Origin of the sequence: Luteimonas sp. WGS1318, from assembly GCF_043187535.1 — a bacterium.
Classification (GTDB): Bacteria; Pseudomonadota; Gammaproteobacteria; order Xanthomonadales; family Xanthomonadaceae; genus Luteimonas.
The window spans coordinates 2,879,372-2,896,095 of sequence record NZ_CP171131.1 but is presented as its reverse complement, the minus strand read 5'-3'; the positions used below and the strand labels follow the sequence as shown (position 1 = coordinate 2,896,095).

General features: G+C 66.5%; 15 protein-coding genes. 13 read left to right on the top strand and 2 right to left on the bottom strand.

What is annotated here, in order from left to right; translation table 11 throughout:
• Window positions 1–3 precede the first annotated feature (3 nt).
• The 8 genes from virB11 to ACF3M1_RS13115 all read left to right on the top strand — a co-directional run bounded on the left by virB11 (window position 4) and on the right by ACF3M1_RS13115 (window position 7,469).
• Entirely contained in the window at window positions 4–1,041 is a 1,038-nt protein-coding gene (gene virB11, locus ACF3M1_RS13150) for a P-type DNA transfer ATPase VirB11 (protein WP_394001342.1), read from the top strand.
• A 79-nt stretch (window positions 1,042–1,120) separates the two neighbouring features.
• Window positions 1,121–1,924, top strand: coding sequence for a transglycosylase SLT domain-containing protein (locus ACF3M1_RS13145; RefSeq protein ID WP_394001340.1), 804 nt, complete (start codon window positions 1,121–1,123; stop codon window positions 1,922–1,924).
• Window positions 1,925–1,974: 50 nt separating this feature from the next.
• Window positions 1,975–2,352 carry a TrbC/VirB2 family protein gene (locus tag ACF3M1_RS13140; protein WP_394001338.1) on the top strand — a complete coding sequence of 126 codons (378 nt, stop codon included), beginning with the start codon at window positions 1,975–1,977 and terminating at the stop codon, window positions 2,350–2,352.
• Entirely contained in the window at window positions 2,345–2,662 is a 318-nt protein-coding gene (locus tag ACF3M1_RS13135; RefSeq protein WP_394001336.1) for a type IV secretion system protein VirB3, read from the top strand. The genes ACF3M1_RS13140 and ACF3M1_RS13135 overlap by 8 nt, the downstream gene beginning before the upstream one ends.
• 2 nt (window positions 2,663–2,664) lie before the next feature.
• On the top strand, window positions 2,665–5,148 hold the full coding sequence (locus ACF3M1_RS13130; protein ID WP_394001334.1) for a VirB4 family type IV secretion/conjugal transfer ATPase: 2,484 nt from the start codon (window positions 2,665–2,667) through the stop codon (window positions 5,146–5,148).
• A gap of 34 nt (window positions 5,149–5,182) precedes the next feature.
• Complete coding sequence (locus tag ACF3M1_RS13125; protein ID WP_394001332.1) at window positions 5,183–5,938, top strand: hypothetical protein; 756 nt, start codon at window positions 5,183–5,185, stop codon at window positions 5,936–5,938.
• Between the two features lie 17 nt (window positions 5,939–5,955).
• Window positions 5,956–6,981: a type IV secretion system protein gene (locus tag ACF3M1_RS13120; RefSeq protein WP_394001330.1), complete on the top strand. Its 1,026-nt coding sequence runs from the start codon at window positions 5,956–5,958 to the stop codon at window positions 6,979–6,981.
• Between the two features lie 38 nt (window positions 6,982–7,019).
• Entirely contained in the window at window positions 7,020–7,469 is a 450-nt protein-coding gene (locus ACF3M1_RS13115) for a DUF4189 domain-containing protein (protein ID WP_394001328.1), read from the top strand.
• A 35-nt stretch (window positions 7,470–7,504) separates the two neighbouring features.
• On the opposite strand, the gene ACF3M1_RS13110 is transcribed toward ACF3M1_RS13115, so the two are convergent.
• Window positions 7,505–8,122, bottom strand: a complete 618-nt coding sequence (locus ACF3M1_RS13110; protein WP_394001326.1) for an OmpW family protein — start codon at window positions 8,120–8,122, stop codon at window positions 7,505–7,507.
• A 219-nt stretch (window positions 8,123–8,341) separates the two neighbouring features.
• Between ACF3M1_RS13110 and gap the strand changes: the two genes are divergently transcribed.
• The gene (gene gap, locus ACF3M1_RS13105) at window positions 8,342–9,346 is read left to right on the top strand and encodes a type I glyceraldehyde-3-phosphate dehydrogenase (protein ID WP_394001324.1); all 1,005 of its coding nucleotides are present in this window, start codon (window positions 8,342–8,344) and stop codon (window positions 9,344–9,346) included.
• 101 nt (window positions 9,347–9,447) lie between these two features.
• Here gap and ACF3M1_RS13100 read toward each other — a convergent pair whose 3' ends face one another.
• Window positions 9,448–10,092, bottom strand: coding sequence for a hypothetical protein (locus ACF3M1_RS13100; RefSeq protein WP_394001322.1), 645 nt, complete (start codon window positions 10,090–10,092; stop codon window positions 9,448–9,450).
• Window positions 10,093–10,414: 322 nt separating this feature from the next.
• Here ACF3M1_RS13100 and ACF3M1_RS13095 point away from each other — a divergent pair, with 322 nt between their 5' ends.
• From ACF3M1_RS13095 to ACF3M1_RS13080, 4 genes are all read left to right on the top strand, one after another.
• A complete protein-coding gene (locus ACF3M1_RS13095; protein ID WP_394001320.1) occupies window positions 10,415–13,138 on the top strand; it encodes a DUF2339 domain-containing protein in 2,724 nt (907 codons plus the stop codon).
• Window positions 13,135–14,499 (top strand): DUF3999 family protein, encoded by a 1,365-nt coding sequence (locus ACF3M1_RS13090; RefSeq protein ID WP_394001318.1) that lies wholly within the window; start codon window positions 13,135–13,137, stop codon window positions 14,497–14,499. The genes ACF3M1_RS13095 and ACF3M1_RS13090 overlap by 4 nt, the downstream gene beginning before the upstream one ends.
• Window positions 14,500–14,900: 401 nt before the next feature.
• Window positions 14,901–16,076 carry a phosphoglycerate kinase gene (locus tag ACF3M1_RS13085; protein ID WP_394001316.1) on the top strand — a complete coding sequence of 392 codons (1,176 nt, stop codon included), beginning with the start codon at window positions 14,901–14,903 and terminating at the stop codon, window positions 16,074–16,076.
• The gene (locus ACF3M1_RS13080; RefSeq protein WP_394001314.1) at window positions 16,073–16,714 is read left to right on the top strand and encodes an HAD hydrolase-like protein; all 642 of its coding nucleotides are present in this window, start codon (window positions 16,073–16,075) and stop codon (window positions 16,712–16,714) included. The genes ACF3M1_RS13085 and ACF3M1_RS13080 overlap by 4 nt, the downstream gene beginning before the upstream one ends.
• The last annotated feature ends 10 nt before the right edge of the window (window positions 16,715–16,724 follow it).

Genomic DNA, 16,724 nt, shown 5'->3' with positions numbered 1-16,724 from the left:
GCCATGGATATCCAACCTGCCACCGTCGCGCAACTCTCCAACCGGTTCCTCGAGTACCAGTACGAGGTCCTCGGGATCGGAGCGCACATGCAGTCTTCCGACGTCACCGAGATCTGCATCAACCGCCCGGGCGAGCTGTATCTCGAATCCCGGGACGGCTGGCGCCGGATGGACGTGCCTTCGCTGACGTTCGAACGCGCGCGCCAGTTCTGCACCTCGATCGTCAACGAGAGCAACACAGGCCAACGCATCACCGACGTCGATCCGATGGTGTCGCTGACGTTCCCTACGGGGCAGCGCGCACAGTTCGTGATTCCGCCGGCCTGCGATGCAGGGCGTGTGTCGATCACGATCCGGCTGCCGTCCCGGTACGCGAGGACGCTCGACGAGTACGAGCGCGATGGCTTCTTCGCCGAGATTCCCGAGGCGTCGGCGTCGATCAGCGATCAGGACCGCGAGCTGCTCGAACTGCGTCGCTCGCGTGACTATGCGCAGTTCTTCCGCCAGGCCGTCCGCTACCACAAGAATATCGTCGTCGCCGGCGCGACCGGCAGCGGCAAGACGACATTCATGAAATCCCTCGTCGACCATATCCCGGAGCAGGAGCGGCTCGTGACGATCGAGGACGCCCGCGAGCTGTTCCTGCGCCAGCCGAACGTCGTGCATCTGCTGTATTCGAAAGGCGGGCAGAGCGCGAGCAACGTCACCGCCAAAAGCTGCATGGAGGCCTGCCTGCGCATGAAGCCGGATCGGATCATCCTTGCCGAGCTGCGCGGTGACGAGTCGTTCTACTTCATCCGCAACTGCGCCTCCGGCCATCCGGGTTCCATCACCAGTTGCCATGCAGGCAGCACCGAGCAGACCTGGGACCAGCTCGCGCTGATGGTCAAGGCGTCGGCCGAGGGCGCTGGCCTGGAATTCGATGTCATCAAGCGTCTGCTGCGCATGACGATCGAGATCGTCGTCCACATCAAGGCGCATGCGGGCCGACGCTTCATCACCGGGATCGACTTCGACCCCGAACGGGCGATGGCGGCATGAGCCCGGCGACGACATCCTTCCGTCGGCGCGCGCCGCGCTGTGCATCCCTGGCGATGGAGGGGCTCTGATGCTTCCGGGCATGGAACTGATGGGCTGCGCGGGACTCGCGGTACCCGCCGAAGTGATGCACCACGTGGTCCGCGTCGAGTCTTCGTACAACCCGTTCGCGATCGGGGTGGTCGGTGGTCGTCTGGCGCGTCAGCCGAGGAGCCTCGAGGAGGCGGTCTCCACCAGCCGGATGCTGGAACGCGAGGGCTACAACTTCTCGCTCGGACTGGCGCAGGTGAACCGCCACAATCTCCGGCATTACGGCCTCGACTCCCACGAGAAGGCCTTCGACATCTGCCCCAACCTGCGGGCCGGCGCGCAGATTCTGTCCGAATGCCACACCCGGGCCGGCGGAGACTGGGGCAAGGCCTTCAGCTGTTACTACTCGGGCAATTTCGTCACCGGCTACCAGCACGGCTACGTGCAAAAGGTGCTGGCGTCCTGGCAGGCCGTGGCCCCCGCGCACTCGATTCCGGTGATCCGCAACCGCGCGGCCTCCACTGCGCCGGCGCCCACGAGCGGCACCACGCCGTCATCGCGGGTCGCCAATCGCGTCCAGGAAGCCGCCCGCACGCAGCAGGCTGAGGGCCCCGGGAACGCCGGGGCGATCAACAGGCAGGCCACTGCTGCGGATATATCGGCGGGTCCACCGACGGGTGGATACATGGTGGCGCCAGTCCAGATGCCGCACGCGCCGCCCCCGCAGATCGACGACGGCGCTCCGGTGACGGTGCGACTCAGTTCGGCGCCCGCCCAGCCGAGCGCGCTGCCATCGAACACCTCCCGCCGACCCGCACCGCCCGGCGAGCCGATCGATACCGCATTCGTGTTCTGAGCAAACCGTACTGCGCTGGAACTCCCACCGACAACGTCAAGGACGAGACCATGTTGAAGACCATCACCCCGGATTGCGCCCGCCGCTCCCGCCCGCCGCTGCGCGCAGCGTTTGCATGCGGGGCGCTCGCGTTGCTCCCCACCATTGCCTGGGCCCAGGATGTGGCGGGCGCGACCACACGCGTGCAAAGCTTTTTCGGCAACATCAACGCGTTGTTGAACGTCGCCTCGATCGCGGTCGTCACCATTGCGATCATCTTTGCCGGCTACCAGATCGCGTTCAATCACAAACGCATCGGCGACGTCGCGCCCGTACTCATCGGCGGCTTCCTGATCGGCGCCGCAGCGCAGATCGCCAAGATGCTGCTGCCCGACGATGTCACCTCGACCGCCATGGCCGTGGTCCAGCTGCTGCCGGGCTATGCGTAAGGACATCCTGTTCCGCGGCTGCACGCGCCCGCCGATGTTCATGGGGGTGCCCTACCTGCCGTTCGCGGTGGGGGCGGGCGCCTGCCTGTTGCTGACGTTCTACATCGACATGTTCTTCCTGGCTCTGCTGCCGTTCGTGATCATGGTCATGCGGCAGATGGCGCGACGCGACGAGATGATCTTCCGGCTGCTCGGTCTGCGCTGGATGTTCCGACTCAGGGCACGGGACGTCAGCCGGCGCGGGAACGTCTGGATCTTCACGGCCAACAGCTATCGGCCGGTGATCCACGATGGCCAAAGGGTGTCCTGACCATGCGCGCGCCTGCGACGTCGATCACCGAGTTCGTGCCTCTGTCGGCCCATGTGTCGCCGCACGTGGTCAAGACCACCGGCGGCGACTATCTGCTGACGTGGCGCCTGGGCGGGTTGCCGTTCGTCGGGCGCGAGGCCTGGGAGCTCGAGCACCGGCACGCGACCTTCAATCGCATGCTGCAGACGTTGCGCGCCCCGGATTTCGTCAACGTCGCCTTCTGGGTCCACGACGTGCGCAGGCGCGGCCGTGTCGAGATGCCGGCGGCATTTGACCAGGCCTTCAACCAGGCACTGTCCGACCGCTACTTCGACGCGCTCTCCTCGCAGAAGATCATGCAGAACGAGTTGTATCTGACGATGATTTTCCGGCCGGTCGTCAGCGGAAAGAAGCTTGTCGAGAAGTCTTCCGATCTCGTACGGCTGCAGGCGGAGCAGGACCAGGCGGTGGCCAAGCTCGTCGAGCTGGCCGGCAATGCGGAGGCGGTGCTCAGGGATTACGCACCCGCTCGCCTCGGCATGTACACCGGCGCCAACGGCGTCGTGTTCTCCGAAACCCTGGAGCTGTTCGCCTACCTGTTGAACCGCATCGACGCGCCGGTGCCGGTGCTGCGTGCACCGGTCTGTGACTATCTGCCCGTAAGCGGGCACACGTTCTCCGCGCGCACCGGCGACTTCGTGGTCAGCGCGCCGGGGGGCGGCAATCACTACGGCGCCATCCTCAACATCAAGGAATACACCGACGCGACCTGGCCGGGCATCCTCAACGCGCTCAAGTACCTCGATTTCGAGTACGTCATCACGCACTCCTTCAGCCCGATGGGCCGGCAGGACGCGTTGAAGGTGCTCGACCGCACCAAGGGCATGATGATCTCGTCGGGCGACAAGGCGGTCAGCCAGATCGCCGAGCTCGACCACGCGATGGATGAAATCGCGTCGGGCAACTTCGTGCTCGGCGAATACCATTTCATCATGGCCCTGTACGCCCCGGACCAGCAGTCGCTGGCGGAGCAGATCGCCATCACGCGCGCGGAGCTTTCGAATGCCGGTTTCGTGTCGGTGAAGGAGGATCTCGCGGTCTGCGCGTCGTTCTATTCCCAGCTGCCGGCGAATTGGAAGTTCCGCACGCGGCTGGCCAACGTCAGCTCGCTGAACTTCCTGGGCCTCTCGCCGCTGCACAACTTCGCCACCGGCAAGCGCGCACACAATCCCTGGGGAGACGCGGTCACTGCGCTGCAGACCACCAATGGTCAACCGTATTACTTCAACTTCCACGCGACGCATCCGGCCGAGGATTCGCTCGGGGAAAAGGCGATCGCCAATACGATGGTGATCGGCAAGTCCGGCACCGGCAAGACGGCGCTGATCAACTTCCTGCTCAGCCAGGTGCAGAAGTTCGACCCGGTCCCGACGATCTTCTTCTTCGACAAGGACCGCGGCGCCGAGATCTTCGTGCGGGCCTGCGGCGGCGCGTACCTGGCGCTGGAGAACGGCGCGCCCACCGGGTTCAATCCCTTCCAGTGCGCGCATACCGAGGCGAACGTCCAGTTCCTTGCCGGTCTGATCAAGGTGCTCGCCGGGAAACCGCAGTACACCGCGCGCGAGGACGAGGACATCCATCGCGCGGTGGAGAGCATTCTCGACATGCCACCGCCACTCCGGTCGATGGGCAACTTCCAGAAAAGCCTGCCCAATATGGGCGACGACGGCCTGTATGCGCGCCTGCGCAAGTGGACGGCCGGAAACGCACTCGGCTGGGTATTCGACAACCCGGTGGATGTCATCGATCTGGAGCGCGCGAGCATCATCGGTTTCGACTACACCGATGTGATCGACAATCCCGAGGTGCGGGTTCCAGTCATCAACTATCTGCTGCACCGGCTCGAGGCGCTCATCGATGGCCGCCGCCTGATCTATGTCATGGACGAGTTCTGGAAGATCCTCGACGGGGGCGGCGCGCTCAAGGAGTTCGCCAAGAACAAGCAGAAGACGATCCGCAAACAGAACGGTCTCGGCATCTTCGCCACGCAAAGCCCTGAAGACGCGCTGGCGAGCGACATTTCCGCCGCGCTGATCGAACAGACCGCGACGCTGATCCTGCTGCCGAATCCGAATGCCTCCCGGAAAGACTACGTCGAAGGCCTGAAGTTGACCGATGCCGAGTTCGATGTCGTCCGCTCGCTCGACGAGCGTTCGCGCAGCTTCCTGGTCAAGCAGGGCCACGCCTCTACGGTCTGCCAGCTGAATCTGCGCGGCATGGACGATGCGCTGGCTGTCATTTCGGCAAGCACCGACAACATCGAGATCATGCATCGGGTCGTAGCCGAGCAGGCAGTCTCCGCTGGCGTGGCGCCGGGAACGCTCCATCCCGGGCACTGGCTGCCTGCGTTCTACGCACAACGGAAAGGCTCAGGCCGAGCCCCGCCGAAAGAGATGCGCGGAGCGCGAGTCGCGCAGTCCGATGTGGCGACTCCGGTGGATCTATGAGCATGGAAACCCGCACGGACACAGGAGGTGTCGCATGAAGTCCCGGATAGCGCCACAGGCGCGAACGCGCAACCTCGCCAGCGGCCTGCAGCGCACGTTCGGATTCGAGCCCGGCTGGCCCCGCGTGAGGCGACGGTTCGTTGTCGCGATCGCTGTTGCGGCTGTCCTCGCGACAGGCGCCGCTGCGGCCGCATGGCAGGTCCATGATCGCGAGACCTACCAGCAGGTCCAGCAACTGCGCGACCGCATCGGGGGAGGCGGCAGCAACACCGTCGTGGGCGAACTGCAGAAGGTCAACACGCGATTGCAGATGGATCACAAGCCGACCAGCGAAACCGTCGAACTGCTCGCCGAGCCGGAAGGTACTGCCAAGCTCGATCGGACCACCCCTTCGGCGGCGTCATTGAGTATCGGCAGGCTGTGCCCCTCGGGCTTGTCGAACAGTCTCGGTCAGCAGCAGCGCATCCTGTGCCGCGAAATGGCGCAGACAGAACTCGCCCAGTACGCATTCGCGATGCGCATGTTCGAACGTGCCGCCGAGCACCATGCGCGACTGGAGGCGATCGAGCAGCGGCGTCGCGCATTGGGCGCCGAGGACTACGCGGACCTGCAGGCCAACTCGAACGAGCTACTGGCACTGACCGCGCTGATGGACAACGACCGCGACCGCTACCAGACCTATATGCGCGCCTACGAGGCGCGCGTCGCACACATCCGGCATACCCAGATCGCATTGACCCGGAATGTTTTCCGAGGCCGGGGTGGTGTGGACGTGCCCACCTCGCTGTAACGCTTCTGGAGTTCGACATGGACAGTCTGGCGGGCTTCGCACAGTGGGCGTTCTTCGCGCTGGTCTTCGAGTTCCTCAACTCGCAGATCGCCTCGTTCCAGAACGGGCTGATTGCGCGTGGAACCCAGTTCGTCAGTGGGCTCGCACTCACCCTGTGCACGCTCTGGGTGCTGCTGCAGGGGTTCATGATCGTCACTGGCCGTAGCCGTGAATCGATGATGGGCCTCGTCGTCGGCTCGCTGCGCGTCTTCCTGATCGTGTCGGCCGCCACCGCGATGTCATTCGCCGGCACGAATCTGACAGGCTTCCTCGCCGATGGACTGCCGAGGTCGATCAACACAATTGTGGCCGGCATCGACGAAAAGCCCGAGGATTCGATCGACAAGAACCTCAAGATCATGGGTCTGATCTTCGCTTTGGTCGACACGGTCGGCATTGGCGATGACGATCCACAGAACAAGGACAGTCAGAATCGCGCGGTTACCTTTACGGCCATTGGCATCGCCGGGCCATCGGTGGTCGGCGGCGCGATGTTGCTGCTGTACAAAATCGCAATGGTGCTGTTTGTCGGTTTCGGACCTTTGTTCATCCTGTGCCTGATGTTCGATCAGACCAAGGAACTGTTCAAACGATGGCTGCTCTACGGTCTCGGCACAATGTTCAGCCTCGCTGTCCTGTCGTTTATGGTGTCGGTCGCCACCAAATTGGTCGCAATCACTGCTGCCGCCATGCTGTTGCAGTACACACTGATTACCGAGGATGGATTCGGTATACCCGGTGTCGTGCCTTCCGGCGGCCTTAACGCCGCGGCGATGCAGCAGGGCGGCATTGGCCTGTTGATGTCGGTGCTGATGGTGATGGCGCCGCCCATGGCGGCGATGTTCTTCAGTGGCACACTTGGGCAGTTTGCTGCGAATTCGAGCTTTGGTACGCTCGGCAGGAACAGTTCCGGTCAGGATTCTGATTACAGGCAGCGAACCGTTTCGAATAGTGGGACTGAAGAGCCACCCAAGACGACCACGGCTGGGAGAGGCGGTGGGTGATTAGGGAATGCCGTACGCCAAGGAGAGGGAGGATTGATATGCGAGCAATTTTATTGATTGCCTGTTGTTTGCCTGCTTTTTGCAGTGGCCCGTTGCTTGCGCAGGATCCTAGTTCGTCGAGCTATCACACGGTCTTTTTGCCTGCGCATGACGCAGGCGATACGCGAGCGCCCAATCAGAGTCAATCGTGGGGTGCTTTCTCGATAGCAGCTGCTGAAGAAGGTGCGATCTCCTTGACAGGCTGGGCGATCAACCATGGGACAGAAGCTGATGCTAGCGATGCAGCGCTCGAAATGTGCAGTAGGCGCGGCGGGAAGGAGTGCGAGGTAGATTTGGTCTTTGTAAATCAGTGTGCTTCCGTAGCGACTTCGGCCACGGAAACCGCCGCGTCTAGAGATCGCACTCTGCGGCGTGCGCGTAGGTCTGCAATGCAGGCGTGCGGTAGCGACTGCCGCGTGCTCTACGAGGGATGTACTGTCGAGCGTTGAACGTTTGGTGTAAGCATCTGCAATAGAAGTCCGCGTCAAATTTTGAGCACGTAAGCAGCGCCATACACCAGCGGATCGATCTGCGCGGTCCCCAGTTTCGCCCCATCCAGGCGCACGTCACTCTCGATGTCCATCCACCGCGCATCCAGCCGCAGCTTGCCGGGTCCCGCCTGGATGTCGATGCCGGCATGCAGGGCCAGGCCCCATGAGTCGCCGAGAGCCAGCTTCGAGCCTGCCAGTGCGCCTCGGGTCTCTTCCTCGAAGAAGGTCGTGTAGTTGAGCCCCGCGCCGAGGAACGGTGCGACGCGGGCCTGAGGCGCGAAGTGGTATTGCAGGCTCAGCGTCGGCGGGAGATGTTTGGTGCTGCCGATTCGGCCGAGGCCGGCGATGTCGAGATCGTGACGGAACGGGGCGGCGGCCAAGAGTTCGATGCCGACCCGGTCACGGACGAAATATTCCACGGCGATGGTCGGGCGGGTGCTGCCGCCGATCGACAGCGGCAAGGTGCCGTTGGCGAGGCGACCGTTGTCGGATTTCGGGTCCACGTGATGGGCGCCGAGGGCCACGGTCCAGTCGCCGGCTGACTGGGCGGCGGCAGGCAGGATGGGTGCGAGGCAGGCGAGGGCGATCAGGGCGAGGGGCAACGTGCGCATCGGTCGGGTCCGGTCGTCGTGGGATGCATGCAGTGTTGCTGCCGGCAATTCCCCGCGCCTTGATTGGAATCATTGCGCGCGCTGCGCGCGGATGGCAGGCGGCCCGGTTCCGGTGTGGCTGGTAGACTGTGCAGCGCTGTCCGGGCTGGCGCCCACGCGCCGCGCGGCCACGTCTTTCCCACTTTTGCCGCGTGCGCGCGGCTGCAGGAGTCCGGATTCATGGCGATCAAAGTAGGCATCAACGGCTTCGGCCGCATCGGCCGCAACGTGCTGCGCTCGGCGGTGGAGAACTTCGACGGCGACATCGAGATCGTCGCGATCAACGATCTGCTCGAGCCGGACTACCTGGCCTACATGCTGTCCTACGACTCGGTGCACGGCCGCTTCAAGGGCACGGTCTCGGTCGAGGGCAACACGCTGCTGGTCAACGGCAAGAAGATCCGTCTGACCCAGGAACGCGACCCGGCCAACCTGAAGTGGGACGAAGTGGGCGCCGACGTCGTCATCGAGTCGACGGGCCTGTTCCTGACCAAGGACACCGCGCAGAAGCACATCGACGCCGGCGCGAAGAAGGTGATCCTGTCGGCGCCGTCGAAGGACGACACGCCGATGTTCGTGTTCGGCGTCAACGACAAGACCTACGCCGGCGAGGCGATCATCTCCAACGCCTCGTGCACCACCAACTGCCTGGCGCCGATCGCCAAGGTCATGCACGACAAGTGGGGTATCAAGCGCGGCCTGATGACCACCGTGCACGCGGCGACCGCGACGCAGAAGACCGTCGACGGCCCGAGCAACAAGGACTGGCGCGGCGGCCGCGGCATCCTCGAGAACATCATTCCGTCCTCCACCGGCGCGGCCAAGGCCGTCGGCGTGGTGATTCCGGAACTCAACAAGAAGCTCACCGGCATGAGCTTCCGCGTGCCGACGTCCGATGTGTCGGTGGTCGATCTGGTGGTCGAACTCGACAAGCCGGCGAGCTACGAAGAGATCTGCACCGAAATGAAGGCGCAGAGCGAAGGCGCGCTGAAGGGCATCCTCGGCTACACCGAGGACAAGGTGGTCGCCACCGATTTCCGTGGCGAAACCTGTACCTCGGTGTTCGACGCCGAAGCTGGCATCGCGCTCGACCCGACCTTCGTCAAGCTGGTCAGCTGGTACGACAACGAGTGGGGCTACTCCAACAAGTGTCTGGAGATGGTGCGCGTGGTGGCGTCGAAGTAACCCACCGCTCGCGGTCGACGCTCGCCCGGAAGCCCCGCTTATGCGGGGCTTTCTGTATGTGACTTCGGACGGTCGGTGCGCCGGGGTCATCGCGTTCCGTCTCACGCGTCCGGCGTCTCCGGCGCCATGGCGTAGCGGCTGATCGCGCAGAGCGAAAAGTAGAGCGCGCCCGCCAGGACGATCCACCACGGTTGAGCCCAAGGACTGTCGGGCTGGACGCGGCCGATGATTTCCTGAGGGAGAGCAAGCTGGCGCATCACGTCGTCGGTGAAGCCGCCGCGTGGAACGGCTGCCGAAAAATGGTCGGCGATGGAGACGACGAGCAGGAGCACGCCGAGATGGATTGCGAGCTTGAGGCCTTCGATCGCCCAGGTGCTGTCCCGACGGGTCGTCGTGTAGATCAGGCCTTTTCCGATCAGCATCGCGAATACGGACACCAGAAGCAGGCCGCTCGGCAGCGCCTGGAACGCCTTGATCGCGAACAGGCCGACGAAGAAAAGCGCGGCGCAGAGACACGCGGCGGCCTTGAGCCTGTCGTGCCAGGGGGCGCTCACATGCAGCATGAAGAGGCCGGACAGCGCCAACAGGGCGGGAAGTTCCAGGCCGATGAGCAGGGCGGCGGAGAACACGCTCGCTCTACCCGCCGTCATCGGCGACAGCCAGACCAGGAGGAAGAACAGCGCGGTGGTCGCGTCCGGGAACGCAGCGAGTAATCGATGTGGCACAAGAGGCATGGTGGCGTGCATGTGTTGCCGTGGAAGCAGACGGTGGCGAACGTCACCTGTGCGCACGCAAAGGTGGAGCCGGTTGAGCCCGACTGGGCGGCGACGGCGCGCCCCAGAGCATCCTTTCAAGGTGGCCTGCGTCGAGCTGGTCAACTGGCACGACAGCGTGTGAGGTTACTCCAGCGAGTGCCTGGAGGTGAGGCGCGTGGTGGCGTCGAAGTAACCCGCCAGTCGCGTTCTGCAGTACCCGGAAGCCCCACCCTGTGCGGGGCTTCTTGTTTTCGCCGCGGCGCTGCGTAATGTGGCCGCAGCGCGTCGGGGTGGCGCGGACAGATCGGATTCCATGGAAGCACTGCTCGTTCTGCTTGGACTGGCGCTGTTGGCGGTGCCTGTCCTGTTGGTCGTCGGGCTGGTCATGCTGTCTGGCCTGCGCGGCCGGGTCGCGGCTCTCGAAGCACTCAGCGAACGGCTGCGCGCGGAGATCGCCGGCCAGGGAATGCCGGCAGCGTCGGTGCCGCCCGTGGCCTCGGGCGCGGCGCCTGCGCCCGCCGTGTCAGGCCCCATCGAAACGCCTTCGCCTGCGGCATCGCCTGCTGTCGGGATTCCACCGGTCGTCTCGCCCGCATCGCCGATGCCGAGCGCCGGGCCACCGCCATTGCCGCCTGCGCCGCCGCGCGAGACCTGGCGCGATGCGGATCCCGTGCGTCCCGCGCCATCACCGCGTCCCCAGTCCACGCCTGCAGCCACCGCGGGGCCGAGCACGTTCGAACGCGGCCTGCGGCTGGTCCGTCAGTGGTTCACCTCCGGCAACGTGCCGGTGAAGATCGGCATGCTGGTGCTGTTCGCCGGTGTCGCCGCGCTGCTCAAGTACGCCAGCGATGAAGGTCTGCTGCAGGTGCCGGTGTCGCTCCGGCTCGCGGGTGTCTCGGTGGCCGCGGTTGCGGGCCTGGTGTTCGGCTGGATGCGCCGGCACAGCCATCGGACGTTCGCGCTCAGCCTGCAGGGCGGGATGATCGGCATCCTGCTGCTGGTGGTGTTCGCCGCGTCGCGGATGTTCGGGCTGGTACCGATGGAATTCGCGTTCGCCGCGAGCGTGGCGCTGGTGTTCGGCGCCGGTGCGCTGGCGGTGTTGCAGGGCGCGATGGCGCTGGCGGTGTTCGCCGTGCTGGCCGGCTTCCTCGCGCCGATCTGGCTCTCGACCGGCGGCGGCAACCACGTCGCGCTGTTCGGTTACTACGCGGTGCTCAACGCGGCGATCGTCGCCATCGCCTGGTTCCGCGCATGGCGGCTGCTCAACCTGCTGGGCTTCGTCTTCACCTTCGGCATCGGCACGCTCTGGGGTGTGCTCGATTACGAGGCCACCGACTACGCCTCCGCGCAGGCGTTTCTCGCGTTGTTCTTCGCGATCTATCTGGCTGTGCCGTTGCTGCATGCGCGGCGCCGGCCGATGGGGCGTCGCGATCTGATCGACGGCTGCCTGGTGTTTGGTACTCCATTGATCGCGTTCTCGCTGCAGTCGGGTCTGATGCGCGACGACACGACCACGCTGGCGCTCTGTGCGCTCGGTCTCGCGGCGGTGTATGCCGGACTGTCGTGGTGGCTGCGTCGCGGTGGTCGCTTCGAAGTGCTGCAGCAGGCGTACGCACTGCTGGCCGCGGGCCTCGCGACGCTGGCCGTGCCGCTTGCGCTGTCGGCGCAGGCCACCGCCAGCGTGTTCGCGCTCGAGGGCGCGGCCCTGGTCTGGCTTGGTTTGCGCCAGCAGCGGCGCCTGCCGCGGTGGTCCGGCATCGCGCTGCAGGCCGCGGCGGTGGTCGCCTACGTATTCGCGGCAGGCAATACGACCGTCAGTGAAACGCCGTTCGCGCATGGCCTGTTCGTCGGCGCGATGCTGTTCGTGGTCGCCGGCCTCGCGATTGCGTGGGCGTATTCGCGTGCGGGCGCGGTCGTGCCCGCGCGGCTGGCGTATCTCTGGGCGATGGTCTGGTGGCTCGGCGCGTGGACGTTCGAGCTCCAGCGCGTATTGCCTGGACGCGATTTCCCCGATGCGCTGCTGGTCCTGGCGGCGGTCACGGGATGGCTGGCCGCCGAGCGCAGTCGGCGCGTGTTCGATCCGCTGCTGGCCGGCACGGCCTGTGTCGCGTTGGCGGCAGCGCTGCCGTTGGCCTTCCTGCAGGCCGAGGCGCATCAACAGCCCTTCGCCGGCAACGGCCTCTGGGCGTGGCTCGTCTTCGCTGCACTCGGCGTGCGCAGCCTGCTGTGCCTGCGCGTCGGCGACAGCGGATTTGCCCGCGCTGCGCAGTTCGTCTGGTGGCTGCTGTGGCCGTTCGCGGTGTCGCTGCTGCTGGTGCAGCTGTCCGACCGGATGGACGGCGGCGACGGCTGGTCGCTGGTCGCCGCCGTGGCGCCCTGGCTGGCGATCACCGCGGTGGCATTGCTGCGCTGGTCGTGGCTCACGCATCCGCTGGGCGCGACCTTCGACCCGATGCGCGCGGCATTCCGCACCGTGTGTTGCGCGCTGCTGGCCATCTGGTGGCTGCTGGCGCTCGGCAACGCAGGCAATGCCGCGCCGCTGCCGTGGATCGCGCTGCTCAATCCGCTCGATCTCGCACAGGTCGCGGCGCTGCTGCTGATCGCGCGCTGGTTCTGGCGTGGCGATGCAGCGTTCGATGCGCGCGCCCGTGTGCCGCTGCTGTCGGCCGGCGCGTTCCTGCTGGTGACCGTGATCACGCTGCGCGGCGCGCATCACTGGGGCGGCGTGCCGTGGAGCAGCGCACTCGCGGGCAGCAGCCTCGCGCAGACCAGCCTCACCGTCGTCTGGAGCGTGCTCGGCGTGCTGGGCTGGGTCATCGGTTCGCGCCGTGGCCAGCGGGTGCTGTGGCTGGCCGGTGCGGCGCTGATGGCGATCGTGCTGGCCAAGCTGGTGCTGGTGGACCGCAGCCACCTCGGCAATCTATGGGGCATCGGCTCGTTCATCGCCTACGGCCTGCTGTGCACGGTCGTCGGCTTCTTCGCGCCGGCGCCGCCGCGCACCCCGACCCTCGAACCGGCACAGGAGACCGTCGCATGAACCGGACGCTGAAATGCCTGGCCGTCCTCACCGGCGGTGTCCTCTGCAGCGCAGCGATCGCGGTCAACGGCGACGACACCTTCGTTGCGCAGTGGCCGCTGGCCTTGCCGTCGCCCGATGCCGGCGCCTACCAGGTCGAACTCGACGATGCGGTCTATGCGACCACGGTGTCGCCGGCGCTGCGCGATCTGGTGGTGGTCAATGGCGATGGCCGACAGGTGCCGGCGCTGCTGCAGTCGGTCCCTGCGCCCGCGGCACGGCGCACGACGCAGGCGTTGGCCTGGTTCCCGCTGCCGGCGACGGCGGCGCGTGCAGGCAGCGACATCGCCGCGATCAGCGAAGTCGATCCCGACGGCCGTCTGCGGCGCATCCAGTGGCAGTCCGCGCCGGGCGATGCGCCCCCGGCCGCGCTGCTGGTGGATGCCAGCGCGTCCGCGCTGCCGCTGCAGGCGCTGGTGCTGGACTGGGGCGTCGCCGACGTCGCGTTCGAACGCACGATGCGGGTCGAAGGCTCGGAGGATCTGCGCGACTGGGAGCCGCTGCCTGCAGGCGGTCGTCTGCTCGACCTGCGTCGCGGCGAGGCGCGGCTGGTCGAGCGACGCATCGTGTTCGACACGCCGGTGCGCATGCGTTACCTGCGGATCACGCCGGGTGCCGGCGCCGGCACGATGCCGGCAGTCGTGTCGGTCACCGGCGAATCGCCTGCGCTGGCCGAAGCGCCCGCACTGCAATGGCGTGCGCTCGAAGCCTCCGGCCTGGCCGATGCCGAAGGGGGATTCGTGTTCCGGCTCGATGCGCGCGTACCCGTGACCCACGTCGATCTCGGCCTGGATGGCAATGCGACTGCGCGCTGGACGCTGTCGGTGCGCGAGGCCGACGACGCGCCGTGGCGCACGATCGCCAGTGACTGGCTGGTGTACCGGGTCGGCGCGGACGCGGCATCCCGTACGCCACCGCGTGCGCTCGATACGACGCTGCGCGCGCGGCAGTGGCGGCTGGTGCCGGATGCGCCGTCTGCCGGCGCCGCGCCGGTGTTGCGACTCGGCTACCGGCCGGAGCGTCTGGTGTTCGTCGCCGAGGGCGCGGCACCGTTCTCGCTGCGGGCGGGCAGCGGGCGCAGTGTGCGCGTCGATGCGGCAGTGGCGCCGTTGCTGGCCGATCTGCGTGCGCGCAACGGAGGACGCTGGCAGCCCGCGCTCGCAACGCTGGGCGCGCGCTCGGAGCTGGCTGGTGCTGCCGCGCTGGACGATACGCCGCCGCGCGACTGGGGGACGTGGTTGCTGTGGGGCGTCTTGCTGCTGGGCGTGGTGCTGGTGGGTGGTTTCGCACTGAGTTTGCTGCGCGCGCCGAAGCCGCGTTGAGATCACCATGTAGGAGCGCGCTTGTGCTTGCATCCCCTTTTCGGGGACGCGCGATCCGGCTGACGTCGGCAAAGCCTGTCGCGCGCGAGCGCGCTCCTACAGAGCAGGTTTGCGTGGCTGCAGGCACACCGCGGACAATGACCGGCTGACGCACCCGCGTTCTCCTTCCGAACACAGCGAGCCCAGCGCCATGACCATCGTCCGCATGACCGATCTCGATCTTTCCGGTCAGCGCGTGCTGATCCGGCAGGGCGAGCCGGTCTGAGCGGACTGCCTTCCGGCAGTCCGCGCGGCGAGCGCCCGGCCATGGATGGGTGGGCAGGTGTCTGCGATTGCAGCCGTGTCACGCCATGGATGGCATGGCGCACATCATTCCGATCATTCAAGAGAATCCAGAGCCCATGACCATCGTCCGCATGACCGACCTCGACCTTTCCGGCAAGCGCGTGCTGATCCGGCAGGATCTCAACGTCCCCGTCGACGGCGGCAAGGTGACCTCCGACCAGCGCATCACCGCATCGCTGCCGACGCTGCGCTACGCGCTGGAGAAGGGCGCGGCGGTCATGGTGACCTCGCATCTGGGCCGCCCGAAGGAGGGCAGCTGGAGCGAGGCCGATTCGCTGGCGCCGGTCGCCGCGCGGCTGTCCGAACTGCTCGGTATCGACGTGCCGCTGGTGCGCGACTGGGTCGACGGCGTCGAGGTCGCGCCGGGCCAGCTGGTGCTGCTCGAGAACTGCCGCATGAACGTCGGCGAGAAGGACGACGACGAGGCGCTTTCGAAGCAATACGCGGCGCTGTGCGACGTGTTCGTCATGGACGCGTTTGGCACCGCACATCGCGCGCAGGCGTCGACGCATGGCGTGATCCGCCACGCTGCGACCGCCGCCGGTGGCCCGCTGCTGATGGCGGAGCTCGATGCGCTGGCCAAGGCGCTCGACGCGCCGGCGCGTCCGCTGCTGGCGATCGTCGCGGGCAGCAAGGTCTCGACCAAGCTCGAACTGCTGTCGTCGCTGGTCGGCAAGGTCGATCAGCTGATCGTCGGCGGCGGCATCGCCAACACCTTCATCGCCGCGCTGGGTCACGGCGTCGGCAAGTCGCTGGTCGAGACCGACCTGCTCGATACCGCGAAGCAGATCATGGCCGACGCCAAGGCACGCGGCGCCGAGATCCCGGTGCCGACCGACGTCGTCGTCGCACCCGCGTTCGCGGCCGATGCACCGGCGACGGTCAAGGCGGTGGACGCGGTGGGTGCCGACGACATGATCCTCGACATCGGCCCGGACACCGCCAAGCGCTACGCCGCGATGATCGCCGAGGCCGGCACGGTGGTCTGGAATGGCCCGGTCGGCGTGTTCGAGTTCGACGCATTCGGCAAGGGCACCGAGGCGCTGGCGCGCGCGATCGCGTCGTCGAAGGCGTTCTCGATCGCCGGTGGCGGCGACACGCTGGCGGCGGTCGACAAGTACGGCATCGCCGACGACGTGTCCTACATCTCCACCGGCGGCGGCGCGTTCCTCGAATTCCTCGAAGGCAAGACGTTGCCGGCAGTCGCGGCGCTCGACGCCCGCGGCGCGTGACCCAGGCACTGTTCTTCGATCTCGACGGCACGCTGATCGACTCGGAGCCGGGCATCCTCGGCGGCATCGCGCACACGCTCGAGTCGCTGGAGCATCCGCCGCTGTCGCGTGAGGCGCTGCTGCCGTGGATCGGCCCGCCGCTGCACGACAGCTTCGAGGCGCTGTTCGATGGCGACCGGGCCCGCGCCGAGCAGGCGGTCGCGCTGTATCGCGAGCGCTACGACACGCTGGGCTGGCGCGAGCACAGCGTGTATGCCGGCATCGAGACCACGATCGCGGCACTGACCGCCGATGGGCGCTGCCTGGCGGTGGTGACATCCAAGCGCGAGGTGTTCGCGCGGCGGATCATCGACGCGCTGCCGTTCGGCGATGCGTTCGCCACCGTGGTCGGCGCCAGTGACGACGGGGCTCGACGCTACAAGCGCGAGCTGATCGCCGAGGCCTTGTCCCGGCTGCAGCTGGCGCACGCGGACGCCACGATGATCGGTGACCGGCGCATGGACATCGAAGGCGCGCGCCAGCACGGCATGCGCTCGATCGGCGTGCTCTGGGGCTTCGGCGGCGCGGATGAGCTGCGCGAGGCTGGGGCCGATCGGCTGGTCGATTCGCCGGCCGCATTGCTCGCGGCGGTGCGTTGAGATCCCACGC

What these genes read in the sequence shown, in the direction of transcription:
- virB11 (WP_394001342.1), top strand. Translation starts at nt 4, where the DNA reads ATGGATATCCAACCTGCCACCGTCGCGCAACTCTCCAACCGGTTCCTC.
- ACF3M1_RS13145 (WP_394001340.1), top strand. Translation starts at nt 1,121, where the DNA reads ATGGAACTGATGGGCTGCGCGGGACTCGCGGTACCCGCCGAAGTGATG.
- ACF3M1_RS13140 (WP_394001338.1), top strand. Translation starts at nt 1,975, where the DNA reads ATGTTGAAGACCATCACCCCGGATTGCGCCCGCCGCTCCCGCCCGCCG.
- ACF3M1_RS13135 (WP_394001336.1), top strand. Translation starts at nt 2,345, where the DNA reads ATGCGTAAGGACATCCTGTTCCGCGGCTGCACGCGCCCGCCGATGTTC.
- ACF3M1_RS13130 (WP_394001334.1), top strand. Translation starts at nt 2,665, where the DNA reads ATGCGCGCGCCTGCGACGTCGATCACCGAGTTCGTGCCTCTGTCGGCC.
- ACF3M1_RS13125 (WP_394001332.1), top strand. Translation starts at nt 5,183, where the DNA reads ATGAAGTCCCGGATAGCGCCACAGGCGCGAACGCGCAACCTCGCCAGC.
- ACF3M1_RS13120 (WP_394001330.1), top strand. Translation starts at nt 5,956, where the DNA reads ATGGACAGTCTGGCGGGCTTCGCACAGTGGGCGTTCTTCGCGCTGGTC.
- ACF3M1_RS13115 (WP_394001328.1), top strand. Translation starts at nt 7,020, where the DNA reads ATGCGAGCAATTTTATTGATTGCCTGTTGTTTGCCTGCTTTTTGCAGT.
- ACF3M1_RS13110 (WP_394001326.1), bottom strand. Translation starts at nt 8,122, where the DNA reads ATGCGCACGTTGCCCCTCGCCCTGATCGCCCTCGCCTGCCTCGCACCC.
- gap (WP_394001324.1), top strand. Translation starts at nt 8,342, where the DNA reads ATGGCGATCAAAGTAGGCATCAACGGCTTCGGCCGCATCGGCCGCAAC.
- ACF3M1_RS13100 (WP_394001322.1), bottom strand. Translation starts at nt 10,092, where the DNA reads ATGCACGCCACCATGCCTCTTGTGCCACATCGATTACTCGCTGCGTTC.
- ACF3M1_RS13095 (WP_394001320.1), top strand. Translation starts at nt 10,415, where the DNA reads ATGGAAGCACTGCTCGTTCTGCTTGGACTGGCGCTGTTGGCGGTGCCT.
- ACF3M1_RS13090 (WP_394001318.1), top strand. Translation starts at nt 13,135, where the DNA reads ATGAACCGGACGCTGAAATGCCTGGCCGTCCTCACCGGCGGTGTCCTC.
- ACF3M1_RS13085 (WP_394001316.1), top strand. Translation starts at nt 14,901, where the DNA reads ATGACCATCGTCCGCATGACCGACCTCGACCTTTCCGGCAAGCGCGTG.